18 protein-coding genes and 2 tRNA genes are annotated in these 20521 nt (G+C 64.5%); all 20 read left to right on the plus strand.

Annotated elements, in window-relative coordinates:
• The first annotated feature begins 88 nt into the window (after positions 1-88).
• The 20 genes from tig (at position 89) to DS843_RS19940 (ending at position 20517) form a co-directional block, all read left to right on the plus strand.
• Entirely contained in the window at positions 89-1423 is a 1335-nt protein-coding gene (gene tig, locus DS843_RS19845) for a trigger factor (protein ID WP_149470574.1), read from the plus strand.
• 102 nt (positions 1424-1525) lie between these two features.
• Positions 1526-2161, plus strand: a complete 636-nt coding sequence (clpP, locus tag DS843_RS19850; protein ID WP_149470575.1) for an ATP-dependent Clp endopeptidase proteolytic subunit ClpP — start codon at positions 1526-1528, stop codon at positions 2159-2161.
• A 216-nt stretch (positions 2162-2377) separates the two neighbouring features.
• A complete protein-coding gene (gene clpX, locus DS843_RS19855; protein WP_014240114.1) occupies positions 2378-3646 on the plus strand; it encodes an ATP-dependent Clp protease ATP-binding subunit ClpX in 1269 nt (422 codons plus the stop codon).
• A 284-nt stretch (positions 3647-3930) separates the two neighbouring features.
• Positions 3931-6345, plus strand: coding sequence for an endopeptidase La (lon, locus tag DS843_RS19860; RefSeq protein ID WP_094306026.1), 2415 nt, complete (start codon positions 3931-3933; stop codon positions 6343-6345).
• A gap of 163 nt (positions 6346-6508) precedes the next feature.
• On the plus strand, positions 6509-6781 hold the full coding sequence (locus tag DS843_RS19865; RefSeq protein ID WP_149470576.1) for an HU family DNA-binding protein: 273 nt from the start codon (positions 6509-6511) through the stop codon (positions 6779-6781).
• Between the two features lie 116 nt (positions 6782-6897).
• Positions 6898-6972 (plus strand) — tRNA-Val (locus DS843_RS19870).
• Between the two features lie 168 nt (positions 6973-7140).
• A tRNA-Asp gene (locus tag DS843_RS19875) sits at positions 7141-7217 on the plus strand.
• A gap of 329 nt (positions 7218-7546) precedes the next feature.
• Positions 7547-7915 (plus strand): NADH-quinone oxidoreductase subunit A, encoded by a 369-nt coding sequence (locus DS843_RS19880; RefSeq protein WP_149470577.1) that lies wholly within the window; start codon positions 7547-7549, stop codon positions 7913-7915.
• Positions 7906-8448 carry a NuoB/complex I 20 kDa subunit family protein gene (locus DS843_RS19885; protein ID WP_014240121.1) on the plus strand — a complete coding sequence of 181 codons (543 nt, stop codon included), beginning with the start codon at positions 7906-7908 and terminating at the stop codon, positions 8446-8448. The genes DS843_RS19880 and DS843_RS19885 overlap by 10 nt, the downstream gene beginning before the upstream one ends.
• Before the next feature lie 25 nt (positions 8449-8473).
• Complete coding sequence (locus tag DS843_RS19890) at positions 8474-9103, plus strand: NADH-quinone oxidoreductase subunit C (RefSeq protein ID WP_149470578.1); 630 nt, start codon at positions 8474-8476, stop codon at positions 9101-9103.
• Between the two features lie 68 nt (positions 9104-9171).
• A complete protein-coding gene (locus DS843_RS19895; protein ID WP_286192211.1) occupies positions 9172-10320 on the plus strand; it encodes an NADH-quinone oxidoreductase subunit D in 1149 nt (382 codons plus the stop codon).
• The gene (nuoE, locus tag DS843_RS19900) at positions 10317-10937 is read left to right on the plus strand and encodes an NADH-quinone oxidoreductase subunit NuoE (protein WP_149470579.1); all 621 of its coding nucleotides are present in this window, start codon (positions 10317-10319) and stop codon (positions 10935-10937) included. Before DS843_RS19895 ends, nuoE begins: the two co-directional genes overlap by 4 nt.
• Positions 10938-10947: 10 nt before the next feature.
• A complete protein-coding gene (gene nuoF, locus DS843_RS19905) occupies positions 10948-12240 on the plus strand; it encodes an NADH-quinone oxidoreductase subunit NuoF (protein ID WP_137140375.1) in 1293 nt (430 codons plus the stop codon).
• Positions 12241-12255: 15 nt separating this feature from the next.
• Complete coding sequence (gene nuoG, locus DS843_RS19910; protein WP_149470580.1) at positions 12256-14328, plus strand: NADH-quinone oxidoreductase subunit NuoG; 2073 nt, start codon at positions 12256-12258, stop codon at positions 14326-14328.
• The gene (nuoH, locus tag DS843_RS19915; protein WP_149470581.1) at positions 14321-15331 is read left to right on the plus strand and encodes an NADH-quinone oxidoreductase subunit NuoH; all 1011 of its coding nucleotides are present in this window, start codon (positions 14321-14323) and stop codon (positions 15329-15331) included. Before nuoG ends, nuoH begins: the two co-directional genes overlap by 8 nt.
• A gap of 94 nt (positions 15332-15425) precedes the next feature.
• Positions 15426-15914 (plus strand): NADH-quinone oxidoreductase subunit NuoI, encoded by a 489-nt coding sequence (nuoI, locus tag DS843_RS19920; protein WP_014240128.1) that lies wholly within the window; start codon positions 15426-15428, stop codon positions 15912-15914.
• Positions 15915-15949: 35 nt separating this feature from the next.
• Positions 15950-16564: an NADH-quinone oxidoreductase subunit J gene (locus DS843_RS19925; RefSeq protein ID WP_149470582.1), complete on the plus strand. Its 615-nt coding sequence runs from the start codon at positions 15950-15952 to the stop codon at positions 16562-16564.
• A gap of 2 nt (positions 16565-16566) precedes the next feature.
• On the plus strand, positions 16567-16875 hold the full coding sequence (gene nuoK, locus DS843_RS19930) for an NADH-quinone oxidoreductase subunit NuoK (RefSeq protein ID WP_014240130.1): 309 nt from the start codon (positions 16567-16569) through the stop codon (positions 16873-16875).
• Between the two features lie 9 nt (positions 16876-16884).
• Positions 16885-18966, plus strand: a complete 2082-nt coding sequence (gene nuoL / locus DS843_RS19935) for an NADH-quinone oxidoreductase subunit L (protein WP_149470583.1) — start codon at positions 16885-16887, stop codon at positions 18964-18966.
• A gap of 24 nt (positions 18967-18990) precedes the next feature.
• Positions 18991-20517 carry an NADH-quinone oxidoreductase subunit M gene (locus DS843_RS19940; protein ID WP_149470584.1) on the plus strand — a complete coding sequence of 509 codons (1527 nt, stop codon included), beginning with the start codon at positions 18991-18993 and terminating at the stop codon, positions 20515-20517.
• The last annotated feature ends 4 nt before the right edge of the window (positions 20518-20521 follow it).

The raw sequence follows: 20521 nt of genomic DNA on the forward strand, positions 1-20521 counted from the left end.
CAACAGCTTGGACCGCATGGGAACACACGGTCTCGGGCCGCCCGGACGGGCGCCGCCGGGCCGGACAACGAGATAGGCTTTCGTTCCGATGAACATCACCGAGACCAGCGCCGACGGCCTGAAGCGCGAGTACAAGGTCGTCATTTCCGCCCAGGATATCGAACAGAAGGTGCAGGGCCGGCTCGAAGAGCTGCGCCGGACGGTGCAGCTCCCCGGCTTCCGTCCGGGCAAGGTGCCGGTTGCCGTGATCAAGCAGCGCTACGGCGGCAGCGTGCTGGCCGAGGCTCTGGAGGATGCGATCGCCGACAGCTCGCGCCAGGCGCTGAGCGAGCGCGGCCTGCGCATCGCCATGCAGCCGAAGATCAACGTCGAAAAGTACGAGGACGGCGGCGACCTGTCCTACACCATGGGCGTGGAGCTGCTGCCGGACATCGAGCCGGGCGACTTCAGCGCCCTGGAGCTGGAGAAGCCGGTCGCCACGGTCGAGGACACGGCCGTCGACGAGGCTCTGGCCCGTCTGGCTTCCGCCCACTCCGTGCAGGCTCCGGTCACCGAGGACCGCGCTGCCGAGAAGGGCGACATCGCCGTGATCGACTTCGCCGGTTCGGTCGATGGCGAGGCTCTGCCGGGCATGGACGGCAAGGACTACCCGCTGGAGCTGGGTGCCAACCAGTTCGTTCCGGGCTTCGAGGACCAGCTTGTCGGCGCCAAGGCCGGCGAGCACCGCACCGTGAAGGTCACCTTCCCGGCGGACTACCCGCACGAGCGCCTGAAGGGCGCGGACACCGTGTTCGAGGTGGACGTCAAGGAACTCCGCAAGAACGTCCCGGCCGAGGTCAACGACGACCTCGCCAAGGAGTTCGGCATGGAGAGCCTGGAGAAGCTGCGCGAGGCCGTGGCCGACCGCATCAAGAGCGAGTACGCCAACGTGTCGCGCCTGCGCGTGAAGCGTCAGCTCCTCGACAAGCTCGCCGAGTCCCACTCCTTCGAGGTCCCGCCGGGCATGGTGGACGTCGAGTTCGAGGGCATCTGGCAGCGCCTCCAGCAGGAGCTGAAGAACGGCACCGCCGGTGAGGACGCCGACAAGCCGGAAGAGGAGCTGAAGGCCGAGTACCGCGGCATCGCCGAGCGCCGCGTGCGCCTGGGCCTGCTGCTGTCCGAGGTGGGCCGCCGCAACGACATCCAGGTGACCCAGGACGAGATCAACCGCGCCCTGATCGCGGAGGCCCGCCGCTTCCCCGGCCAGGAGCGTCAGGTGTTCGAGTTCTTCAAGCAGAACCGGGAAGCGCTGGAGAACCTGCGCGCCCCGATCTTCGAGGACAAGGTCGTCGACTTCATCCTGGACGTGGCCAAGGTGAACGAGAAGCCGGTCTCCGCCGAGGAACTGATGAAGGACCCCGACGAGGAGGCCGAGGCGGCCTGATCGTCAGAAAGGTTGAGGGGCGGCCTACCGGTCGCCCCTTTCCATTCCTATATGTAAGCTGCTCAGACGACGAGCCGAGCTGCGGGGGCAGGGAAGACCAACATGTACGACTTCGAACCGAAGATGAATGCTCTGGTCCCGATGGTCATCGAGCAGACCAACCGGGGCGAACGAGCGTACGATATTTACTCGCGCCTGCTGAAGGAACGGATCATCTTTCTGATTGGCGGTGTGAACGACGCCGTCGCCAGCCTGATCTGCTCGCAGTTGCTGTTCCTGGAATCGGAGAACCCGAGCAAGGACATCGCGCTCTACATCAATTCGCCGGGCGGCTACGTGTCCGCCGGGCTCGCCATCTACGACACCATGCAGTACATCCGTCCGCAGGTGTCCACGGTGTGCATGGGGCAAGCGGCCTCCATGGGCTCGCTGCTGCTCGCCGCCGGCGCGCCGGGCAAGCGCTTCTCGCTGCCGAACAGCCGGATCATGATCCACCAGCCGTCGGGCGGTGCCCAGGGCCAGGCGTCGGACATCGAGATCCAGGCCCAGGAAATCCTGAAGCTGCGCTCGCGCCTCAACGACATCTACGTCAAGCACACAGGCCAGGCGCTCGACACCATCGAAGCGGCCATGGAGCGCGACAAGTTCATGTCGCCGGAGGAGGCCAAGGCCTTCGGTCTGATCGACGAGGTGGTGGAGAAGCGCCCCGGATCGGTCGGCGATGGCGGTGCGGCCTGACGGCGCGCGCGAACTAATGATTGATTGCGCCGGTTCCCTGTTGTTGAATGATGGGGAACCGGTCCGATGGATCGGGTTCGAAGGATGACCGAGTCGATGCGTTAACCTTGTCGCGGGCCTCGCCCGGGACAACCTTTGAAAGGACCGGCGTCGGGGGACGCCGAAGGCGGTTGACAGGTTGTACGGATCAGTCCCCCGCGAGATGACGGAGTACCGATGAGCAAGTCCAGCAGCGGCGATTCGAAGAACACGCTCTACTGCTCCTTTTGCGGCAAGAGCCAGCACGAGGTCCGCAAGCTGATTGCCGGTCCGACGGTGTTCATCTGCGATGAATGCGTCGAGCTGTGCATGGACATCATTCGCGAGGAGAACAAGACGACCCTCGTGAAGTCCCGCGACGGCGTGCCGACCCCGCGCGACATCCATGCGGTGCTTGACGACTACGTGATCGGACAGCACCACGCGAAGCGGGTCCTTTCGGTCGCGGTGCACAACCACTACAAGCGGTTGGCGCACGGCACGAAGCACAACGACGTCGAGCTGGCGAAGTCCAACATCCTGCTGGTCGGCCCCACCGGCTGCGGCAAGACGCTGCTCGCCCAGACGCTCGCCCGGATCATCGACGTTCCCTTCACCATGGCCGACGCCACGACCCTGACCGAGGCCGGTTATGTGGGTGAGGACGTCGAGAACATCATTCTGAAGCTGCTCCAGGCCGCCGACTACAACGTCGAGCGGGCGCAGCGCGGCATCGTCTACATCGACGAGGTCGACAAGATCAGCCGCAAGTCGGACAACCCGTCGATCACCCGCGATGTGTCGGGCGAGGGTGTGCAGCAGGCCCTGCTGAAGATCATGGAGGGCACCGTCGCCTCCGTGCCTCCGCAGGGTGGCCGCAAGCACCCGCAGCAGGAATTCCTGCAGGTCGACACCAGCAACATCCTGTTCATCTGCGGCGGCGCCTTCGCCGGGCTGGACAAGATCATCGCGCAGCGCGGCAAGGGCACCTCGATCGGCTTCGGCGCCGACGTGCGCGGCCCGGACGAGCGCTCGACGGGCGACATCCTGCGCGAGGTCGAGCCGGAGGATCTGCTGAAGTTCGGCCTGATCCCCGAATTCATCGGCCGTCTGCCGGTGGTCGCCACGCTGGCCGACCTGGACGAGTCGGCTCTGGTCGAGATCCTCACCAAGCCGAAGAACGCCCTGGTCAAGCAGTACCAGCGCCTGTTCGAGATGGAGGACGTGCGTCTGGAGTTCTCCGACGACGCCCTGCGCACAATCTCCCACAAGGCCATCCAGCGGAAGACCGGCGCGCGCGGTCTCCGGTCGATCATGGAGTCGATCCTGCTCGACCCCATGTTCGACCTGCCGGGCCTGTCGGGGGTGGAGAGCATCCTGGTGAACAAGGAGGTCGTCGAGGGGCGCGCCAAGCCGCTCTACGTCCATGCCGAACGCCGTGGGGAGCAGCAGGCGCCGGGCGCCTGAGGTCATCACGGCTACTCAGGATCGGTCGAGAGGAAGGGCGCCTTCGGGCGCCCTTCGTCGTTTCCGGCCTTCGCAACCATCGGGGACGCGGCCGTGCCGCGGACCGGGGCGCTCCGGCATGCCGCACCGCCATACGGAATTGGGGTGCTGGCCCTTGAAGGGGGGCTATGGCTGTGCCACGTTAGAAAAAGTGCCGGTTCACGTTCCCCGCGCTCACCCCCCGAGGTGGGGTTCTCCTCAGGCCCATCCCGGGCTGACGGCGTCCCAATCAAGAGGCCCAATCAATGTTCGAAATCCCTCGTGGTGCCCTCTATCCGGTCCTGCCGCTCCGCGACATCGTGGTATTTCCCCACATGATCGTGCCTCTCTTTGTTGGCCGCGAGAAGTCCGTGCGCGCCCTGGAAGACGTGATGAAGGACGACAAGCAGATCCTTCTCGTCACCCAGAAGAACGCCGCGCAGGACGACCCGACCCCGGCCGACATCTACAGCGTCGGCACCGTTGGGACCGTGTTGCAGCTTCTGAAGCTGCCGGACGGCACGGTGAAGGTGCTGGTGGAGGGGGGGCAGCGCGCGTCCATCACCAAGTTCGCCGAGAACGAGGATTTCTTCCAGGCCCACGCCGATCTCGTCGAGGAGAAGGTCGGGGAAAGCCAGGAGCTTGAGGCGCTGGGCCGGGCCGTCGTCTCGCAATTCGAGCAGTACATCAAGCTCAACAAGAAGATCCCGCCGGAGGTTCTGGTCTCGATCAACCAGATCGAAGAGCCGGGCAAGCTGGCGGATACGGTGGCCTCGCACCTTGCGCTGAAGATTCCGGAAAAGCAGCAGCTCCTGGAATGCGCCACGGTGTCGGAGCGGCTGGAGCGGGTCTATGCCTTCATGGAAGGCGAGATCGGCGTACTGCAGGTGGAAAAGCGCATCCGCAACCGCGTGAAGCGGCAGATGGAGAAGACCCAGCGCGAGTACTACCTCAACGAACAGCTCAAGGCGATCCAGAAGGAACTCGGCGAGACCGAGGACGGCCGGGACGAGTCGGCCGAGCTGGAAGAGAAGATCAACAAGACCCGCTTCTCCAAGGAAGCCCGCGACAAGGCCCTGGCCGAGCTGAAGAAGCTGCGCTCCATGAGCCCGATGTCCGCCGAGGCCACGGTGGTGCGCAATTACCTGGATTGGATGCTGTCCATTCCGTGGAAGAAGCGCACCAAGGTCAAGAAGGATCTGAAGCTCGCCCAGAAGATCCTCGACGCCGACCATTACGGCCTGGAGAAGGTCAAGGAGCGCATCCTCGAATATCTCGCGGTCCAGAACCGCATGAACAAGGTGAAGGGGCCGATCCTCTGTCTCGTCGGCCCGCCCGGCGTCGGCAAGACCTCGCTCGGCAAGTCGATCGCCAAATCCACGGGCCGCAACTTCGTCCGCATGTCGCTGGGCGGCGTGCGGGATGAGGCCGAGGTCCGCGGCCACCGGCGCACCTACATCGGCTCCATGCCCGGCAAGGTCATCCAGGGCATGAAGAAGGCGAAGTCGTCCAACCCGCTGTTCCTGCTGGACGAGATCGACAAGCTTGGCGCCGATTGGCGTGGCGACCCGTCGTCGGCCCTGCTGGAGGTCCTTGATCCGGAGCAGAACGGCACCTTCAACGACCATTACCTGGAGGTCGATTACGACCTGTCGGACGTTATGTTCGTCTGCACGGCCAACACGATGCGCATGCCGCAGCCGCTGCTGGACCGCATGGAGATCATCCGCGTCGCCGGCTACACCGAGGATGAGAAGGTCGAGATCTCCAAGCGCCACCTGATCGAAAAGCAGGTGGAGGCCAATGGCCTGAAGAAGGGCGAGTTCGCCATCTCCGACGACGCGCTGCGCGACCTGATCCGCTACTACACGCGGGAAGCTGGCGTCCGCAGCCTGGAGCGCGAGATCGCCAACCTCTGCCGCAAGGCCGTGAAGGAGATCCTGATGAAGGGCTCCGCCGGCGCGAAGGTGTCCGTCACGCGCCGGAACCTGGACAAGTACGCCGGCGTCCGCCGCTTCCATTTCGGCGAGGCGGAGCTGGAGGATCTGGTGGGCGTCACCACCGGTCTCGCCTGGACCGAGGTGGGCGGCGAGCTGCTGTCCATCGAGGCGGTCAGCCTGCCCGGCAAGGGGCGCGTGACCACCACCGGCAAGCTGGGCGACGTGATGAAGGAGTCGGTCCAGGCGGCGGAGAGCTACGTCAAGTCGCGCGCCACCGCCTTCGGCATCAAGCCGACGCTTTTCGAAAAGCGAGACATCCACGTCCACGTTCCGGAGGGCGCCACCCCGAAGGACGGCCCGTCGGCGGGTGTGGCCATGATCACCTCGATCGTGTCGGTCCTGACCGGAATCGCGGTCCGCAAGGATGTGGCGATGACCGGCGAGATCACGCTGCGTGGCCGTGTGCTTCCCATCGGCGGCCTGAAGGAGAAGCTGCTGGCCGCTCTGCGCGGTGGCCTGAAGCATGTGCTGATCCCGAAGGACAACGAAAAGGATCTGGCCGACATTCCGGACAACGTGAAGCGTGGTCTCGAAATCATTCCGGTCAGCACCGTGGACGACGTGCTGAAGCACGCCTTGGTGCGTGAGCTGGAGCCGATCGAGTGGAAGGAACCCGAAGCGGTCGAGCCAGCGGTCGCCAAGCCGCAGACCGATGGAGGCGGCGAAGTGCTTCGCCACTGACCGAGGTTTGACTCGAAAGCACGCCTGAGAACGCTACCCCGACTCGCATCGCCCGCCCGTCTTCAATTGACGGGCGGGCGATGTCGCGTTTATCGTTTAAAAAAAGCGAAGTCACGGGACCGCTTTGCTTCCGACTTCTTTGGCGGATTGGGAGAGAACGTGAATGAACAAAAACGATCTGGTCGCCCACGTTGCCGACTCCGTGGGTTTGTCTAAGACCGATGCAACAAAGGCCGTGGAGGCCGTTCTCGAGGGCATTGCCGACTCGTTGAAGAAGGGAGACGAGGTCCGTCTGGTCGGCTTTGGCACCTTTGCCGTGACCGAGCGCGCGGCCAGCGAAGGCCGCAACCCGCGCACCGGCGAGAAGATCGCCATTCCTGCATCGAAGCAGCCGAAGTTCAAACCGGGAAAGACCCTGAAGGACGTACTGAATTGAAGACGGCTTGAACTGGCTGGCGCATCCGGGGCATAGTGCGCGCCGGTCGGCAGGGGCCGACCGGTTTTGCGTTGTCGGTCCGGTCGGTCCCGTCTGTCCGGTCGACACCATGGCGCGGGCGATTAGCTCAGCGGTAGAGCATCTCGTTTACACCGAGAGGGTCGGGGGTTCGAAACCCTCATCGCCCACCATCGCGCCTTTTGCCTTTCCCAACCGCCGCCTTTCAAATTCGTGATTGACAGGTGATGGGCCGGACGGCTAGAAACCGCCCATCGGCGACGGAACAACGGTTCCGGAAACAGCGCTGCGATCCTATGACACGGACGCTGGCTCAGGCGCTTTTCAAATTGCCGCGTTGCGCGGGTGTAGCTCAGTTGGTTAGAGCGCCGGCCTGTCACGCCGGAGGCCGCGGGTTCAAGTCCCGTCACTCGCGCCACTCCTTCTTCCCCATCGAAAATGAAGCATGCATGGGTTTAACGGCGGGTTGGCGATGCCTATATCCAATGCGCTGACCCGCCATATCCGATAAGCCGGATAGAGTTCAGGGTCATTTAAAAAGTCTGGTAATACCAAGGACATCCACTCATTTCCGCAGAGTGGATTCATTGGCCGAAAGCGATTCAAAGCGCTTTCCTTGATCACGCTCTCGTCATATATTCCGCCCCGTCTGATGGGCTAATCCAAGGCATTCCAGCCACGGCACCGCGGGTCGGCCGATTACCGGCCGTGCCGGCGCTCGTGGCGTGGGCTTATGGGAGGACCGCGGTGACCAACCCGCTGATCATTGAGTACCTTCCGATCCTGGTGTTCCTGCTGATCGGTATTGCGCTGGCTGTCGTGATGGTCGGCGCGTCTTACGTCATCAGCCCGAAGAATCCGGATGCGGAGAAGCTCTCCCCCTACGAGTGCGGCTTCGAGCCGTTCGAGGATGCGCGCACGAAATTCGACGTGCGGTTTTACCTGGTCTCGATCCTGTTCATCATCTTCGACCTCGAGGTCGCCTTCCTGTTTCCGTGGGCCGTGGCGCTCGGGGACATCGGCTTGTTCGGCTTCTGGTCGATGATGGTGTTCCTCGGGATTCTGACCATCGGCTTCATCTATGAGTGGAAGAAAGGAGCTCTGGAATGGGAGTAGAGGCTGCCAAGCTGGCGCCGATTCCGCCCGGACCGGAACAGGACGCCTATCTCCGCGCGGTCACCGAGGAGATCCAGGAAAAGGGCTTCATCACGGCGAAGTACGAGGACGTCCTCGCCTGGGCCCGCACCGGGTCGCTCTGGCCGATGACCTTCGGTCTGGCCTGCTGCGCGGTGGAGATGATCCACGCCTACATGAGCCGGTACGACCTGGACCGATTCGGCGTCATCCCGCGCCCCAGCCCGCGCCAGTCCGACTGCATGATCGTGGCCGGCACGCTGACCAACAAGATGGCCCCCGCGCTGCGCAAGGTCTATGACCAGATGCCGGAACCGCGCTGGGTCATCTCGATGGGCTCGTGCGCCAACGGTGGCGGCTACTACCACTACTCCTACTCGGTGGTGCGTGGCTGCGACCGGATCGTGCCGGTCGACATCTATGTGCCGGGCTGTCCGCCCACCGCGGAAGCGCTGGTCTACGGCATTCTGCAGCTCCAGAAGAAGATCCGGCGCGGCAACCGCATTGCTCGCTGAATAAGAAAAAGGCAGGTCCTGGCCCATGTCCGAACAGGCGTTGAAGGAACTCGGGGACCATATCGCCGCGACGCTCGGCGACGATGTCCTGAAGGTCGAGCTGAAGCATGGCGAGCTGATGGTGACCGTTCGCCGGCCCTCGCTCATCAAGTCGCTCACCTTCCTGCGTGACGATCCGAACTGCTCGTTCGAGCAGTTGCTGGACATCACCGCGGTGGATTGGCCGGAGCGGGAGGAACGCTTCGAAGTCGTCTACAACCTTCTGAGCTACAAGCACAACCGGCGCATCCGCGTGAAGGTCAGGACGGACGAGGACACGCCTGTGGCCTCCGCCATGCCGGTGTACAGCGCGGCCAACTGGTTCGAGCGCGAAACCTGGGACATGTACGGGATCTTCTTCTCCGACCACCCGGACCTGCGCCGCATCCTGACCGACTACGGATTCGAAGGGCATCCGCTGCGCAAGGACTTCCCGCTGACGGGCTACGTCGAGTGCCGATACGACGAGGACCAGAAGCGAGTCGTCTACGAGCCGGTCCGCCTGACACAGGACTTCCGCACCTTCGACTTCCTGTCGCCCTGGGAAGGCATGACCAACGTGATGCTGCCCGGCGACGAGAAGGCCCAGGCCCCTGACACCGGGAGCAAGCCGTGACCATCGCCACGTCCGCACACCCCTCCGCCGGTCAGGCCGGCGGCAAGACTCAGATCAAGCCCTACACCATGAACTTCGGGCCGCAGCACCCTGCGGCCCACGGCGTGTTGCGCCTGGTGATGGAGCTGAACGGCGAGGTGGTCGAGCGCTGCGACCCGCACATCGGCCTGCTGCACCGCGGCACCGAAAAGCTGATCGAGTACAAGACCTACCTGCAGGCCGTTCCGTATTTCGACCGGCTGGATTACGTCAGCCCGATGTGCATGGAGCACGCCTATGTGCTCGGCATCGAAAATCTGCTGCAGATCAAGGCGCCGCTGCGCGCCCAGTACATCCGCGTGCTCTTCTCCGAGATCACGCGCATCCTGAACCACATCCTGTCGATCACCACCGGTGCGCTCGACGTCGGCGCGATCACCCCGGCGCTGTGGGGCTTCGAGGAACGCGAGATCCTCATGGAGTTCTACGAGCGTGCCTCGGGCGCGCGTCTGCACGCGAACTACTTCCGTCCCGGCGGCGTGGCCTGGGACCTGCCTGCGGGTCTGACCGACGACATCTGGGAGTTCACGGAGCGCTTCCCAAAGTTTGTTGACGACATCGACAATCTGCTGACGAACAATCGCATTTTCAAGCAGCGGACCGTCGACATCGGCATCGTCAGCAAGGAAGAGGCATACGACTGGGGCTTCACCGGCCCGATGCTCCGCGGTTCCGGCGTCGCCTGGGATCTGCGCAAGTCGCAGCCCTACGAGGTCTACGACCGCATGGATTTCGACGTTCCGGTCGGCCTGACGGGTGACTGCTGGGCGCGCTACCTCGTCCGCATGGAGGAGATGCGCCAGTCGAACCGCATGATCCGCCAGTGCCTGAAGGAGCTTCCCGACGGTCCGGTGCGCGTGGAGGACCGCAAGGTCGCGCCGCCGCCGCGCGGCGAGATGAAGCGTTCGATGGAAGCGCTGATCCATCACTTCAAGCTCTTCACCGAGGGCTTCCACGTCCCAGCGGGCGAAACCTACACCGCCATCGAGGCGCCGAAGGGCGAGTTCGGCGTGTATCTGGTGTCGGACGGCACGAACAAGCCGTACCGCTGCAAGATCCGCGCGCCGGGCTTCGCCCACCTGCAAGGCCTCGACTTCATGTCGAAAGGCCACATGCTGGCCGACGCGGTGGCCAACATCGCGTCCATGGACATCGTGTTCGGAGAGATTGACCGATGAGCGCCCCGGCTCACGACCCGGCCAAGGAGCCGGCCTCCTTCGCCTTCACTCCGGAGAACCTGGAGCGGGCGAAGGCCATCATCGCGAAGTACCCGGCGGGCAAGCAGGCCAGCGCCTGCATGCCGCTGCTCGATCTGGCCCAGCGCCAGAACGACGGCTGGCTGCCGCGTGTCGCCATGGACGCCGTCGCCGACCTGCTCGGCATGCCGCGCATCCGCGTGTACGAGGTCGCGACCTTCTACACGATGTACAACAAGGCCCCGGTCGGCAAACACGTCATCCAGGTCTGCACGACCACGCCGTGCTGGCTGCGCGGGTCCGACGACATCGTGCACACCTGCGAGCGCAAGCTCGGTATCGGCGTCGGCGAGACGACGGCGGACGGCCAATTCACGCTGCGCGAGGTCGAGTGTTCGGGCGCCTGCGTCAACGCGCCGGTGGTCCAGATCGGCGACGACTATTATGAAGACGTCAGCCCGGAACACATGGAAAAGATCATCGACGCTCTGAAGGGCGGCGAGATTCCCAAGCACGGCTCACAGATCGGCCGGCAGTCCTCCGAACCGGTGGGCGGCCCGACGACTCTGAAGGCCTTCACCACCACCCAGGCCGATTGAGGGGGATGCGATGCTTCGTGACGAGGACCGCATTTTCACCAACCTGTACGGCTACCAGAGCTTTGGCCTGGACGCCGCCCGGAAGCGTGGTGATTGGGACAACACCAAGGCTCTGATCGCCCAGGGCAAAGAGTGGATTATCGAGCAGGTCAAGGAATCCGGCCTGCGCGGGCGCGGCGGCGCGGGCTTCTCCACCGGCATGAAGTGGTCCTTCATGCCGAAGAACGTGACGGACAAGCCGGTCTATCTCGTCATCAACGCCGACGAGGGCGAGCCGGGCACCTGCAAGGACCGCGACATCCTGCGCCACGATCCGCACAAGCTGATCGAGGGCTGCCTGCTCGCCGGTTTCGCCATCGGGGCGTCCGCCTGCTACATCTACATCCGTGGCGAGTTCTACAACGAGGGCTCCAACGTCCAGCGCGCCATCGACGAGGCGTACGAGGCGGGGCTGATCGGCAAGAACGCCTGCGGCACGGGCTACGACTACGACATCTACATCCACCGGGGTGCCGGTGCGTACATCTGCGGCGAGGAAACCGCGCTCATCGAGTCCATCGAGGGCAAGAAGGGACAGCCGCGCAACAAGCCGCCGTTCCCCGCCCAGGCCGGTCTCTATTCCTGCCCGACCACGGTGAACAACGTCGAATCCATCGCGGTGGTTCCGACCATCCTGCGCCGCGGCGCGGCGTGGTTCGCCGGTCTCGGCCGTCCGAAGAACACCGGCACAAAGCTCTTCTGCATCTCCGGGCACGTCAACAAGCCGTGCAACGTGGAAGAGGAGATGGGCATCCCGCTGAAGGAACTGATCGAGAAGCACGCCGGCGGCGTGCGCGGCGGGTGGGACAACCTGCTGGCGATCATCCCCGGCGGATCGTCGGTGCCGCTGCTGCCGAAGTCAATCTGCGACACGGTGCTGATGGACTTCGACAGCCTGCGCGACGTGCGGTCGGGTCTGGGCACCGCGGCGGTGATCGTGATGGACAAGTCCACCGACGTGGTGAAGGCCATCGCCCGCCTGTCCCAGTTCTACGCCCATGAGAGCTGCGGCCAGTGCACGCCGTGCCGCGAAGGCACCGGCTGGATGAACCGCATCATGCAGCGCATGGTGACCGGCAACGCGCGCGTCGAGGAAATCGACATGCTGCTGGAGGTCACCAAACAGATCGAGGGGCACACCATCTGCGCGCTCGGCGATGCCGCGGCCTGGCCGATCCAGGGCCTGTTCCGGCATTTCCGGCCGGAGGTCGAGCGCCGCATCCTCGACTACCGCAACGCCGCCAAGTCCTTGGCGGCCGAGTAAGGAGCCCGGTTTCCAATGCCGAAACTCACCATCGACGGGATCGAGATCGAAGTCGAGCCGGGCACCTCGATCCTGCAGGCCTGCGAACAGCTTGGCATCGAGATCCCGCGCTTCTGCTACCACGAGCGGCTGAGCGTGCCGGCGAATTGCCGCATGTGCCTCGTGGAGATGGAGCGTGCCCCGAAGCCGGTGGCCGCCTGCGCCATGCCCTGCGGCGACGGGATGGTCGTGAAGACCAACACCGACCTCGTGCACAAGGCCCGCAAGGGCGTCATGGAATTCCTGCTGATCAATCACCCGCTGGACTGTCCGATCTGCGACCAGGGCGGCGAGTGCGATCTCCAGGACCAGGCGATGGCCTACGGCTTCGACCGTGGCCGCTACGGCGAGAACAAGCGCGCCGTCCAGGACAAGTACATGGGGCCGCTGATCCGGACCGAGATGACGCGCTGCATCCACTGCACGCGCTGCATCCGCTTCGTGAACGAGATCGCCGGCGTTCCGGACCTCGGCGCGGTCTACCGCGGCGAGCATATGGAGATCACCACCTTCGTCGAGAAGGCCATCGGGTCGGAACTGTCGGGCAATCTCGCCGACGTCTGTCCGGTGGGGGCTCTGCTCTCGAAGCCCTACGCCTTCACGGCCCGTCCGTGGGAGTTGCGCAAGACCGAGACGATCGACGTGCTTGACGCGGTCGGCTCGAACATCCGCGTCGACACCCGCGGCCCCGAGGTGATGCGCGTCCTGCCGCGCGTCAACGAGGACGTGAACGAGGAGTGGATCGCCGACAAGACCCGCTTCGCCTATGACGGGCTGAAGCGCCAGCGTCTCGACCGCCCCTACGTCCGCAAGGACGGCAAGCTCCAGCCGGCGACTTGGGCGGAGGCATTCCAGGCCATCGCCGCCAAGGTGAAGGGTGTTCCGGGCAACCGCATCGCCGCCATCGCGGGCGATCTGGCCGACACCGAGTCCATGCTGGCGCTCAAGGAACTGATGGCTGGCCTCGGCTCGGCCAACATAGACTGCCGCCAGGACGGCGCGCTGTTCGACACGTCGTCCCGTGCGGGCTATCTGTTCAACAGCGGCATCGCCGGGATCGAGCGGGCGGACGTGATCCTGCTTGTCGGCACCAACCCGCGCTGGGAAGGCACCATCGTCAACGCCCGCATCCGGAAGCGCTACCTGATGGGTGGCCTGAAGGTCGCGGTGATCGGCGAGGCGCGCGAGCTGACCTACCCGTACAGCCATCTCGGCACCGGGACCGACGCCCTGCAGCAGCTTCTCGACGGCTCGCACGCCTTCGCGGACGTGCTGCGCGGCGCCAAGAACCCGATGATCATCCTCGGTGCCGGCGCCTTCCGCCGCAAGGACGGTCCCGCCGTCCAGGCCGCGGTGCGCAAGCTGGCCGAAACCTTCAACGTCGTTCAGGACGGCTGGAACGGCTTCAACGTGCTGCACGGCGCAGCCTCGCGCGTCGGCGGTCTCGACATCGGCTTCCTGCCGGGCGAGGGCGGTCGCGGCACCGCCGGAATTGTTGAGGGGGCCGGGAAGGGCGAGATCGACGTCGTGTTCCTGCTGGGCGCCGACGAAATCGACACCGCCGGGCTCGGAAAAGCCTTCGTGATCTACCAGGGCCACCACGGCGACAAGGGCGCGCACCGCGCCGACGTTATCCTGCCGGGCGCCGCCTACACCGAAAAGAACGCCATCTACGTCAACACCGAAGGCCGTCCGCAGCAGGCGCGTCTCGCCACCTTCCCGCCCGGCGAGGCGCGGGAAGATTGGAAGATCCTGCGCGCCCTGTCGGAACATCTCGGCCACAAGCTGCCTTACGACAGCCTGATCCAGATTCGCCGCCGCCTGGCAGAGGTCAACCCGGTCTTCGCGGCGGTTGGAACCACCACGCCGGCGGCCTGGGCGCCGTTCGGCGCCGAGGGCGCGCTCGACGCGGCCCCGTTCGTGTCGCCGGTCGCGAACTACTACATGACCGACCCGATCAGCCGCGCCTCGGTGACCATGGCTCGTTGCGCCGAGACGTTCGTGAAGCCCGCCGAGACCGCTCAGGAGAGGACCGGTACCCATGGCTGAGTTCTGGAGCGGCTTCCTGCTGCCGCTGATCATCATCGTCCTCAAGATCCTGGCGATCGTCGTGCCGCTCCTGGTGGCGGTGGCCTTCATGACCTACGCCGAGCGTAAGATCATGGGCGCCATGCAGCTCCGCCAGGGTCCGAACATCGTCGGGCCGTTCGGTCTGCTGCAGCCCTTCGCGGACGGCCTGAAGCTGTTCGCGAAGGAGCAGATCCTGCCGGTTGGGGCGAACCGCTTCGTCTTCTATCTGGCGCCGATGCTGACCTTCTTCCTGGCGTTGGTCGCCTGGGCGGTCATTCCCTTCGACTACGGCATGGTGCTGGCCGACATCAACGTCGGCATCCTGTACCTGTTCGCGATCTCGTCGCTGGGCGTGTACGGCATCGTGATGGCCGGCTGGGCGTCGAATTCCCGCTACGCCTTCCTCGGCGCGCTCCGCTCCGCGGCGCAGATGGTGTCCTACGAAGTCTCGATGGGCCTCGTCATCATCACCGTCCTGCTCTGCGTCGGATCGCTGAACCTGACGAAGATCGTGGAAGCGCAGGAGACGGTCTGGTTCGCCATCCCGCTGCTGCCGATGTTCGTGATCTTCTTCATCTCGGCGCTGGCGGAAACCAACCGTTCGCCCTTCGACCTGCCGGAAGGCGAGTCGGAGCTGGTGGCCGGCTTCATGGTGGAATACAGCTCGGCTCCCTTCGCGCTCTTCTTCCTTGGCGAATACGCCAACATGATCCTGATGAGCGCGATGACCAGCATCCTGTTCCTGGGAGGCTGGCTGCCGCCGCTGCCGTTCGCGCCTTTCACCTGGATACCCGGTCCGATCTGGTTCGCCCTGAAGATCGCCTTCTGCCTGTTCGTCTATGTGTGGGTGCGCGCGACCATGCCGCGCTACCGCTACGACCAGCTCATGCGGCTGGGGTGGAAGGTGTTCCTGCCGTTCTCGCTGCTGTGGGTCGTCCTGACGGCCGGCGTGCTGGTGACGTTCGGCTGGCTGCCGAAGTGATCGGCGCCTGAACGGACCATCGGATCGAGATTCAAAGAGAAAGAGCGGGCGTCACCCGGAACGGGGCGCCCGCAAGGAAGGAGACGAAGAGGCCATGGCGTTCCTCGATCGTGCGGCGCGCAGCCTGTTCCTGACCGAACTGTTGGGCGGCCTCGGGCTCACCCTGCGCTACATGTTCAAGCCCAAGGTGACCCTGAACTACCCGTTCGAAAAGGGCCCCATCAGCCCCCGCTTCCGCGGCGAGCACGTCCTGCGCCGGTATCCCGGCGGCGAGGAACGCTGCATCGCCTGCAAGCTGTGCGAGGCGGTGTGTCCGGCCCTGGCCATCACCATCGAGGCCGAACCGCGTGAGGACGGCAGCCGCCGCACCACGCGATACGACATCGACATGACGAAGTGCATCTACTGCGGCTATTGCCAGGAGGCTTGCCCGGTGGACGCCATCGTGATGGGTCCGAACTTCGAGTTCTCGACCGAGAACCGTGAAGAGCTTTTCTACAACAAGCAGAAGCTGCTGGCGAACGGCGACCGCTGGGAAGCGGAGATCGCCCAGAACCTCGCGGCCGAGGCGCCGTACCGGTAAGTCTTGCAGTGCGGTAAGCGGAAACGGGGATAACGATGATTGTTCAAGGCATCGCCTTCTACGTCTTTGCCGCGCTGCTGGTGGCCTCCGGTGTGATGGTCATCTCGGCGCGGAATCCGGTTCATTCGGTCCTTTATCTGGTCCTGGCCTTTTTCCAGGCCGCCGGCCTGTGCGTGCTGCTCGGGGCCGAGTTCATCGCGATGATCCTGGTGATCGTCTATGTGGGCGCGGTCGCGGTCCTGTTCCTGTTCGTGGTGATGATGCTCGACATCAACTTCCGCGAATTGCGGGCGGGGGCCTTGCAGTATCTGCCGATCGGCGGGCTGATTGGGCTGATCCTTCTGGCGGAACTCGCCGCCGTGCTCGGCGGCTGGATCATCGCCCCGGCGGCGGTGCAGTCCGCCTCGGCGCCGATGGCGGCGATGGGGGACGCGACCAACACCGAGCAGCTCGGGCAGCTCATCTACACCCACTACGTCTATCTGTTCCAGGCGTCGGGCATGGTGCTGCTGATCGCCATGATCGGCGCCATCGTCCTGACCCTGCGCGAGCGTGAGGGTGTCCGGAAGCAGAACATCGGCTCCCAGCTCGCCCGTCGGCGCGAGGATGTGGTCGCCATCCGCAAGGTGCCGACCGGGGAGGGCGTGTGATCATGGAAATCGGTCTCGGGCATTATCTGACAGTCTCGGCCATCATCTTCACGCTCGGCGTCCTCGGCATCTTTCTCAACCGGAAGAACGTCATCATCATCCTGATGTCGATCGAGATGATGCTGCTCGCCGTGAACCTGAATCTGGTGTCGTTCTCGGTCTTCCTGAACGATCTGGTCGGGCAGGTCTTCTCCATGATCATCCTGACCGTCGCTGCTGCCGAGGCGGCCATCGGTCTCGCCATCCTGGTGGTGTACTTCCGCAACCGCGGCTCCATCCGGGTCGAAGACATCAATCTGATGAGGGGCTAAGGCCGCGCCATGGAAGTCCTTGTCGTATTCCTCCCGCTCCTGGCGTTCCTCGTCGCCGGTTCGATCGCCCTGTTCGGCGGACCGAAGGCGGAGCCGGCGCATGCCGGCGGCCACGGCCACCACGACCATGGGCATGATCATGGGCACGACGCCCATGATCATGCGCACGCTCACGACGAGCACGACGACGGTCACGATGACCATCATGCGGTCGCCGGACCGCCCACCGCGGGCGACCGGGCATCGCAGTTCGTCACCGCCGGTGCCGTGCTGCTGTCCGCCGTTCTGTCCTGGGTTCTGTTCTTCGACGTCGCCGTCGGCGGCAACCCGCGCACGATCGAGCTGATGAGCTGGATTCGCAGCGGTGGGCTGGACGTGTCCTGGGCGCTGCGCGTCGACCAGCTCACCGCGGTCATGCTGGTGGTGGTCAACACCGTGTCCGCGATGGTGCACGTCTACTCCATCGGCTACATGGCCGAGGACCCGCAGAAGCCGCGCTTCATGGGTTACCTGTCGCTGTTCACCTTCGCCATGCTGATGCTGGTGACGGCCGACAACCTCGTGCAGCTCTTCTTCGGCTGGGAAGGCGTCGGTCTCGCCTCCTACCTGCTCATCAACTTCTGGTACGAGAAGCCCTCGGCCAACAATGCGGCGATCAAGGCCTTTCTGGTCAACCGCGTCGGTGACTTCGGCTTCGTGCTCGGCATCTTCGCGATCTTCGTGCTGACGGGTTCCGTCCAGTTCGATGCGATCTTCGCCAAGGCCCCGGAGCTGGTCGGCCAGAAGCTGCACTTCCTGAGCTGGAACGTGGACGCGCTGACCGTCACCTGCCTGCTGCTGTTCATCGGCGCCATGGGCAAGTCGGCCCAGCTCGGCCTGCACACCTGGCTGCCGGACGCCATGGAAGGCCCGACCCCGGTGTCGGCCCTCATCCACGCGGCCACCATGGTGACCGCCGGCGTCTTCATGGTCTGCCGTCTGTCTCCGGTGTTCGAGTATGCGCCGACGGCGCTGGAAGTGGTTGCCGTGATCGGCGCCCTGACGGCCTTCGTCGCGGCGACGATCGGTTTCACCCAGTTCGACATCAAGCGCGTCATCGCCTATTCGACCATGAGCCAGCTCGGCTACATGTTCTTCGCCGCGGGCGTCTCCGCCTACGGCGCCGCGATGTTCCACCTGTTCACGCACGCCTTCTTCAAGGCTCTGCTGTTCCTCGGCGCCGGCTCGGTGATCCACGCCCTGCATCATGAGCAGGACATGCGCAACATGGGCGGCGTCTGGAGGAAGATCCCCTTCACCTACGCGGTGATGTGGATCGGCAACCTCGCTCTTGCCGGTCTGCCCTTCTTCGCCGGCTACTACTCCAAGGACATGATTCTGGAGGCGGCCTTCGCCTCGGCCAGCCCGGTCGGCAAGTTCGCCTTCGCGCTCGGCATCGCCGCCGCGCTGCTGACCGCCTTCTACTCCTGGCGTCTGCTGTTCATGACCTTCCATGGCAAGCCGCGGATGGAGAAGTCGGTCTTCGATCACGCCCATGAGTCGCCGGTCGTCATGCTGATCCCGCTGGCGGTTCTGGCGCTGGGCGCCCTGTTCGCGGGCTTCGGCTTCCACGAGCTGTTCATCGGCCACAGCATGGAGCACTTCTGGGGCAAGACGATCCTGGTGCTGGCGGACAACAACAGCATCGAGGCGGCGCACCACCACACGCCGGGCTGGGTCAAGCTGGCTCCGCTGGTCGTCGGTCTGATCGGCATCGCGCTCGCCTACATCATGTACATGGCGATGCCCGGCCTGCCGGAGAAGGTTGCCGGCACGTTCCGCGGCGTGCACCAGTTCCTGTACAACAAGTGGTACTTCGACGAGCTGTATGACCGCCTGTTCGTGCGCTCGGCCAAGTATCTGGGCTACGGCCTGTGGAAATCCGGCGACGGCGCCGTGATCGACGGTGTCGGTCCGGACGGAATCGCCGCCGCCACCCGCGACGTCGCGGCGCGCGCCAGCCGCCTCCAGTCCGGCTACGTCTATCACTACGCCTTCGCGATGGTGATCGGTGTCGTCCTGCTGGTCGCCTGGCTCTCGGTGTTCGGTTGAGCGGTTTGAAGGGGAACAAGAACAATGGCTAGCTGGCCGCTCCTGTCGTTCACGACCTTCCTGCCGCTGGCCGGTGTGGCGCTGATCCTGCTCTTCTGCAGGGGCAACACGCCGGATGTGGTTCGGAACGTCCGTTACGTCGCGCTCTGGACGACGGTCATCACCTTCGTCCTGTCGCTGTTCATCTGGTTCAACTTCGACCCGCGCAACCCGGGCTACCAGCTCGTGGAGAAGGCGGAGTGGATTCCCGAATTCGGGATTTCCTACCACATGGGTGTGGACGGCATTTCGATGCTGTTCGTCATCCTCTCCACCTTCCTGATGCCGCTCTGCATCCTCTCCTCCTGGGAAGCGGTGCAGAACCGGGTGAAGGAATACATGATCGCCTTCCTGGTGCTGGAAACCCTCATGGTGGGGATGTTCTGCGCGCTGGATTTCGTCCTCTTCTACATGTTCTTCGAGGGCGTGCTGATCCCGATGTTCCTGATCATCGGTGTCTGGGGCGGTGCCCGGCGCGTCTATGCGGCGTTCAAGTTCTTCCTCTACACGCTGCTCGGCTCGGTCCTGATGCTGCTGGCCATCCTGGCCATGTACTTCGTGGCCGGCACGACGGACATCCCGACGATCACGGCGACGCACTTCCCGCGCAACATGCAGCTCTGGCTGTGGCTGGCCTTCTTCGCCTCCTTCGCGGTGAAGGTGCCGATGTGGCCGGTGCACACCTGGCTCCCGGATGCGCACGTCGAGGCACCGACCGCCGGGTCGGTCATTCTGGCCGGCGTGCTGCTGAAGATGGGCGGCTACGGCTTCCTGCGCTTCAACATCCCGATGCTGCCGGAAGCGACCGAGTATTTCGCCCCGATGGTCTACGCCCTGTCGATCGTCGCGGTGATCTACACCTCCCTCGTCGCCCTGGCGCAGGAGGACATGAAGAAGCTGATCGCCTACTCGTCCGTCGCCCACATGGGCTTCGTCACCATCGGCATGTTCGCGCTGAACCAGCAGGGCATCGAGGGCTCGATCTTCACGATGCTGTCGCACGGCATCGTCTCGGGCGCGCTCTTCCTCTGTGTCGGCGTGGTCTATGACCGGCTGCACACCCGCGAGATCGCCCGCTACGGCGGTCTGGTGAAGAACATGCCCAAATACGCGGTGGTGTTCCTGTTCATGACCATGGCTTCGGTCGGCCTGCCGGGCACCTCCGGCTTCGTGGGCGAGTTCCTGGTCCTGCTCGGCGCCTTCCGCGACAACACCTGGGTCGCTCTCCTGGCCGCCACCGGCCTGATCCTGGGCCCGGCCTACGCGCTGTGGCTGTTCCGCCGCGTCGTGTATGGCAAGCTGGTCAAGGCGGATGTCCGTGCGATGTTCGACCTGAACACCCGCGAGGTCGCCATCTTCCTGCCGCTGATCGCCGTGGTGCTGTGGATGGGCATCTATCCGAACAGCTTCCTGAACATCACGTCGGCGTCCGTCGGCCAACTGATCCAGACCTACCAGACCAAGCTGGCCGCCGCTCAGGGCGGGGCCGACGTCTCCGTCGCCGCGCGCTAGAGGT

Source organism: Roseomonas genomospecies 6 (assembly GCF_008365375.1).
Classification (GTDB): Bacteria; Pseudomonadota; Alphaproteobacteria; order Azospirillales; family Azospirillaceae; genus Azospirillum.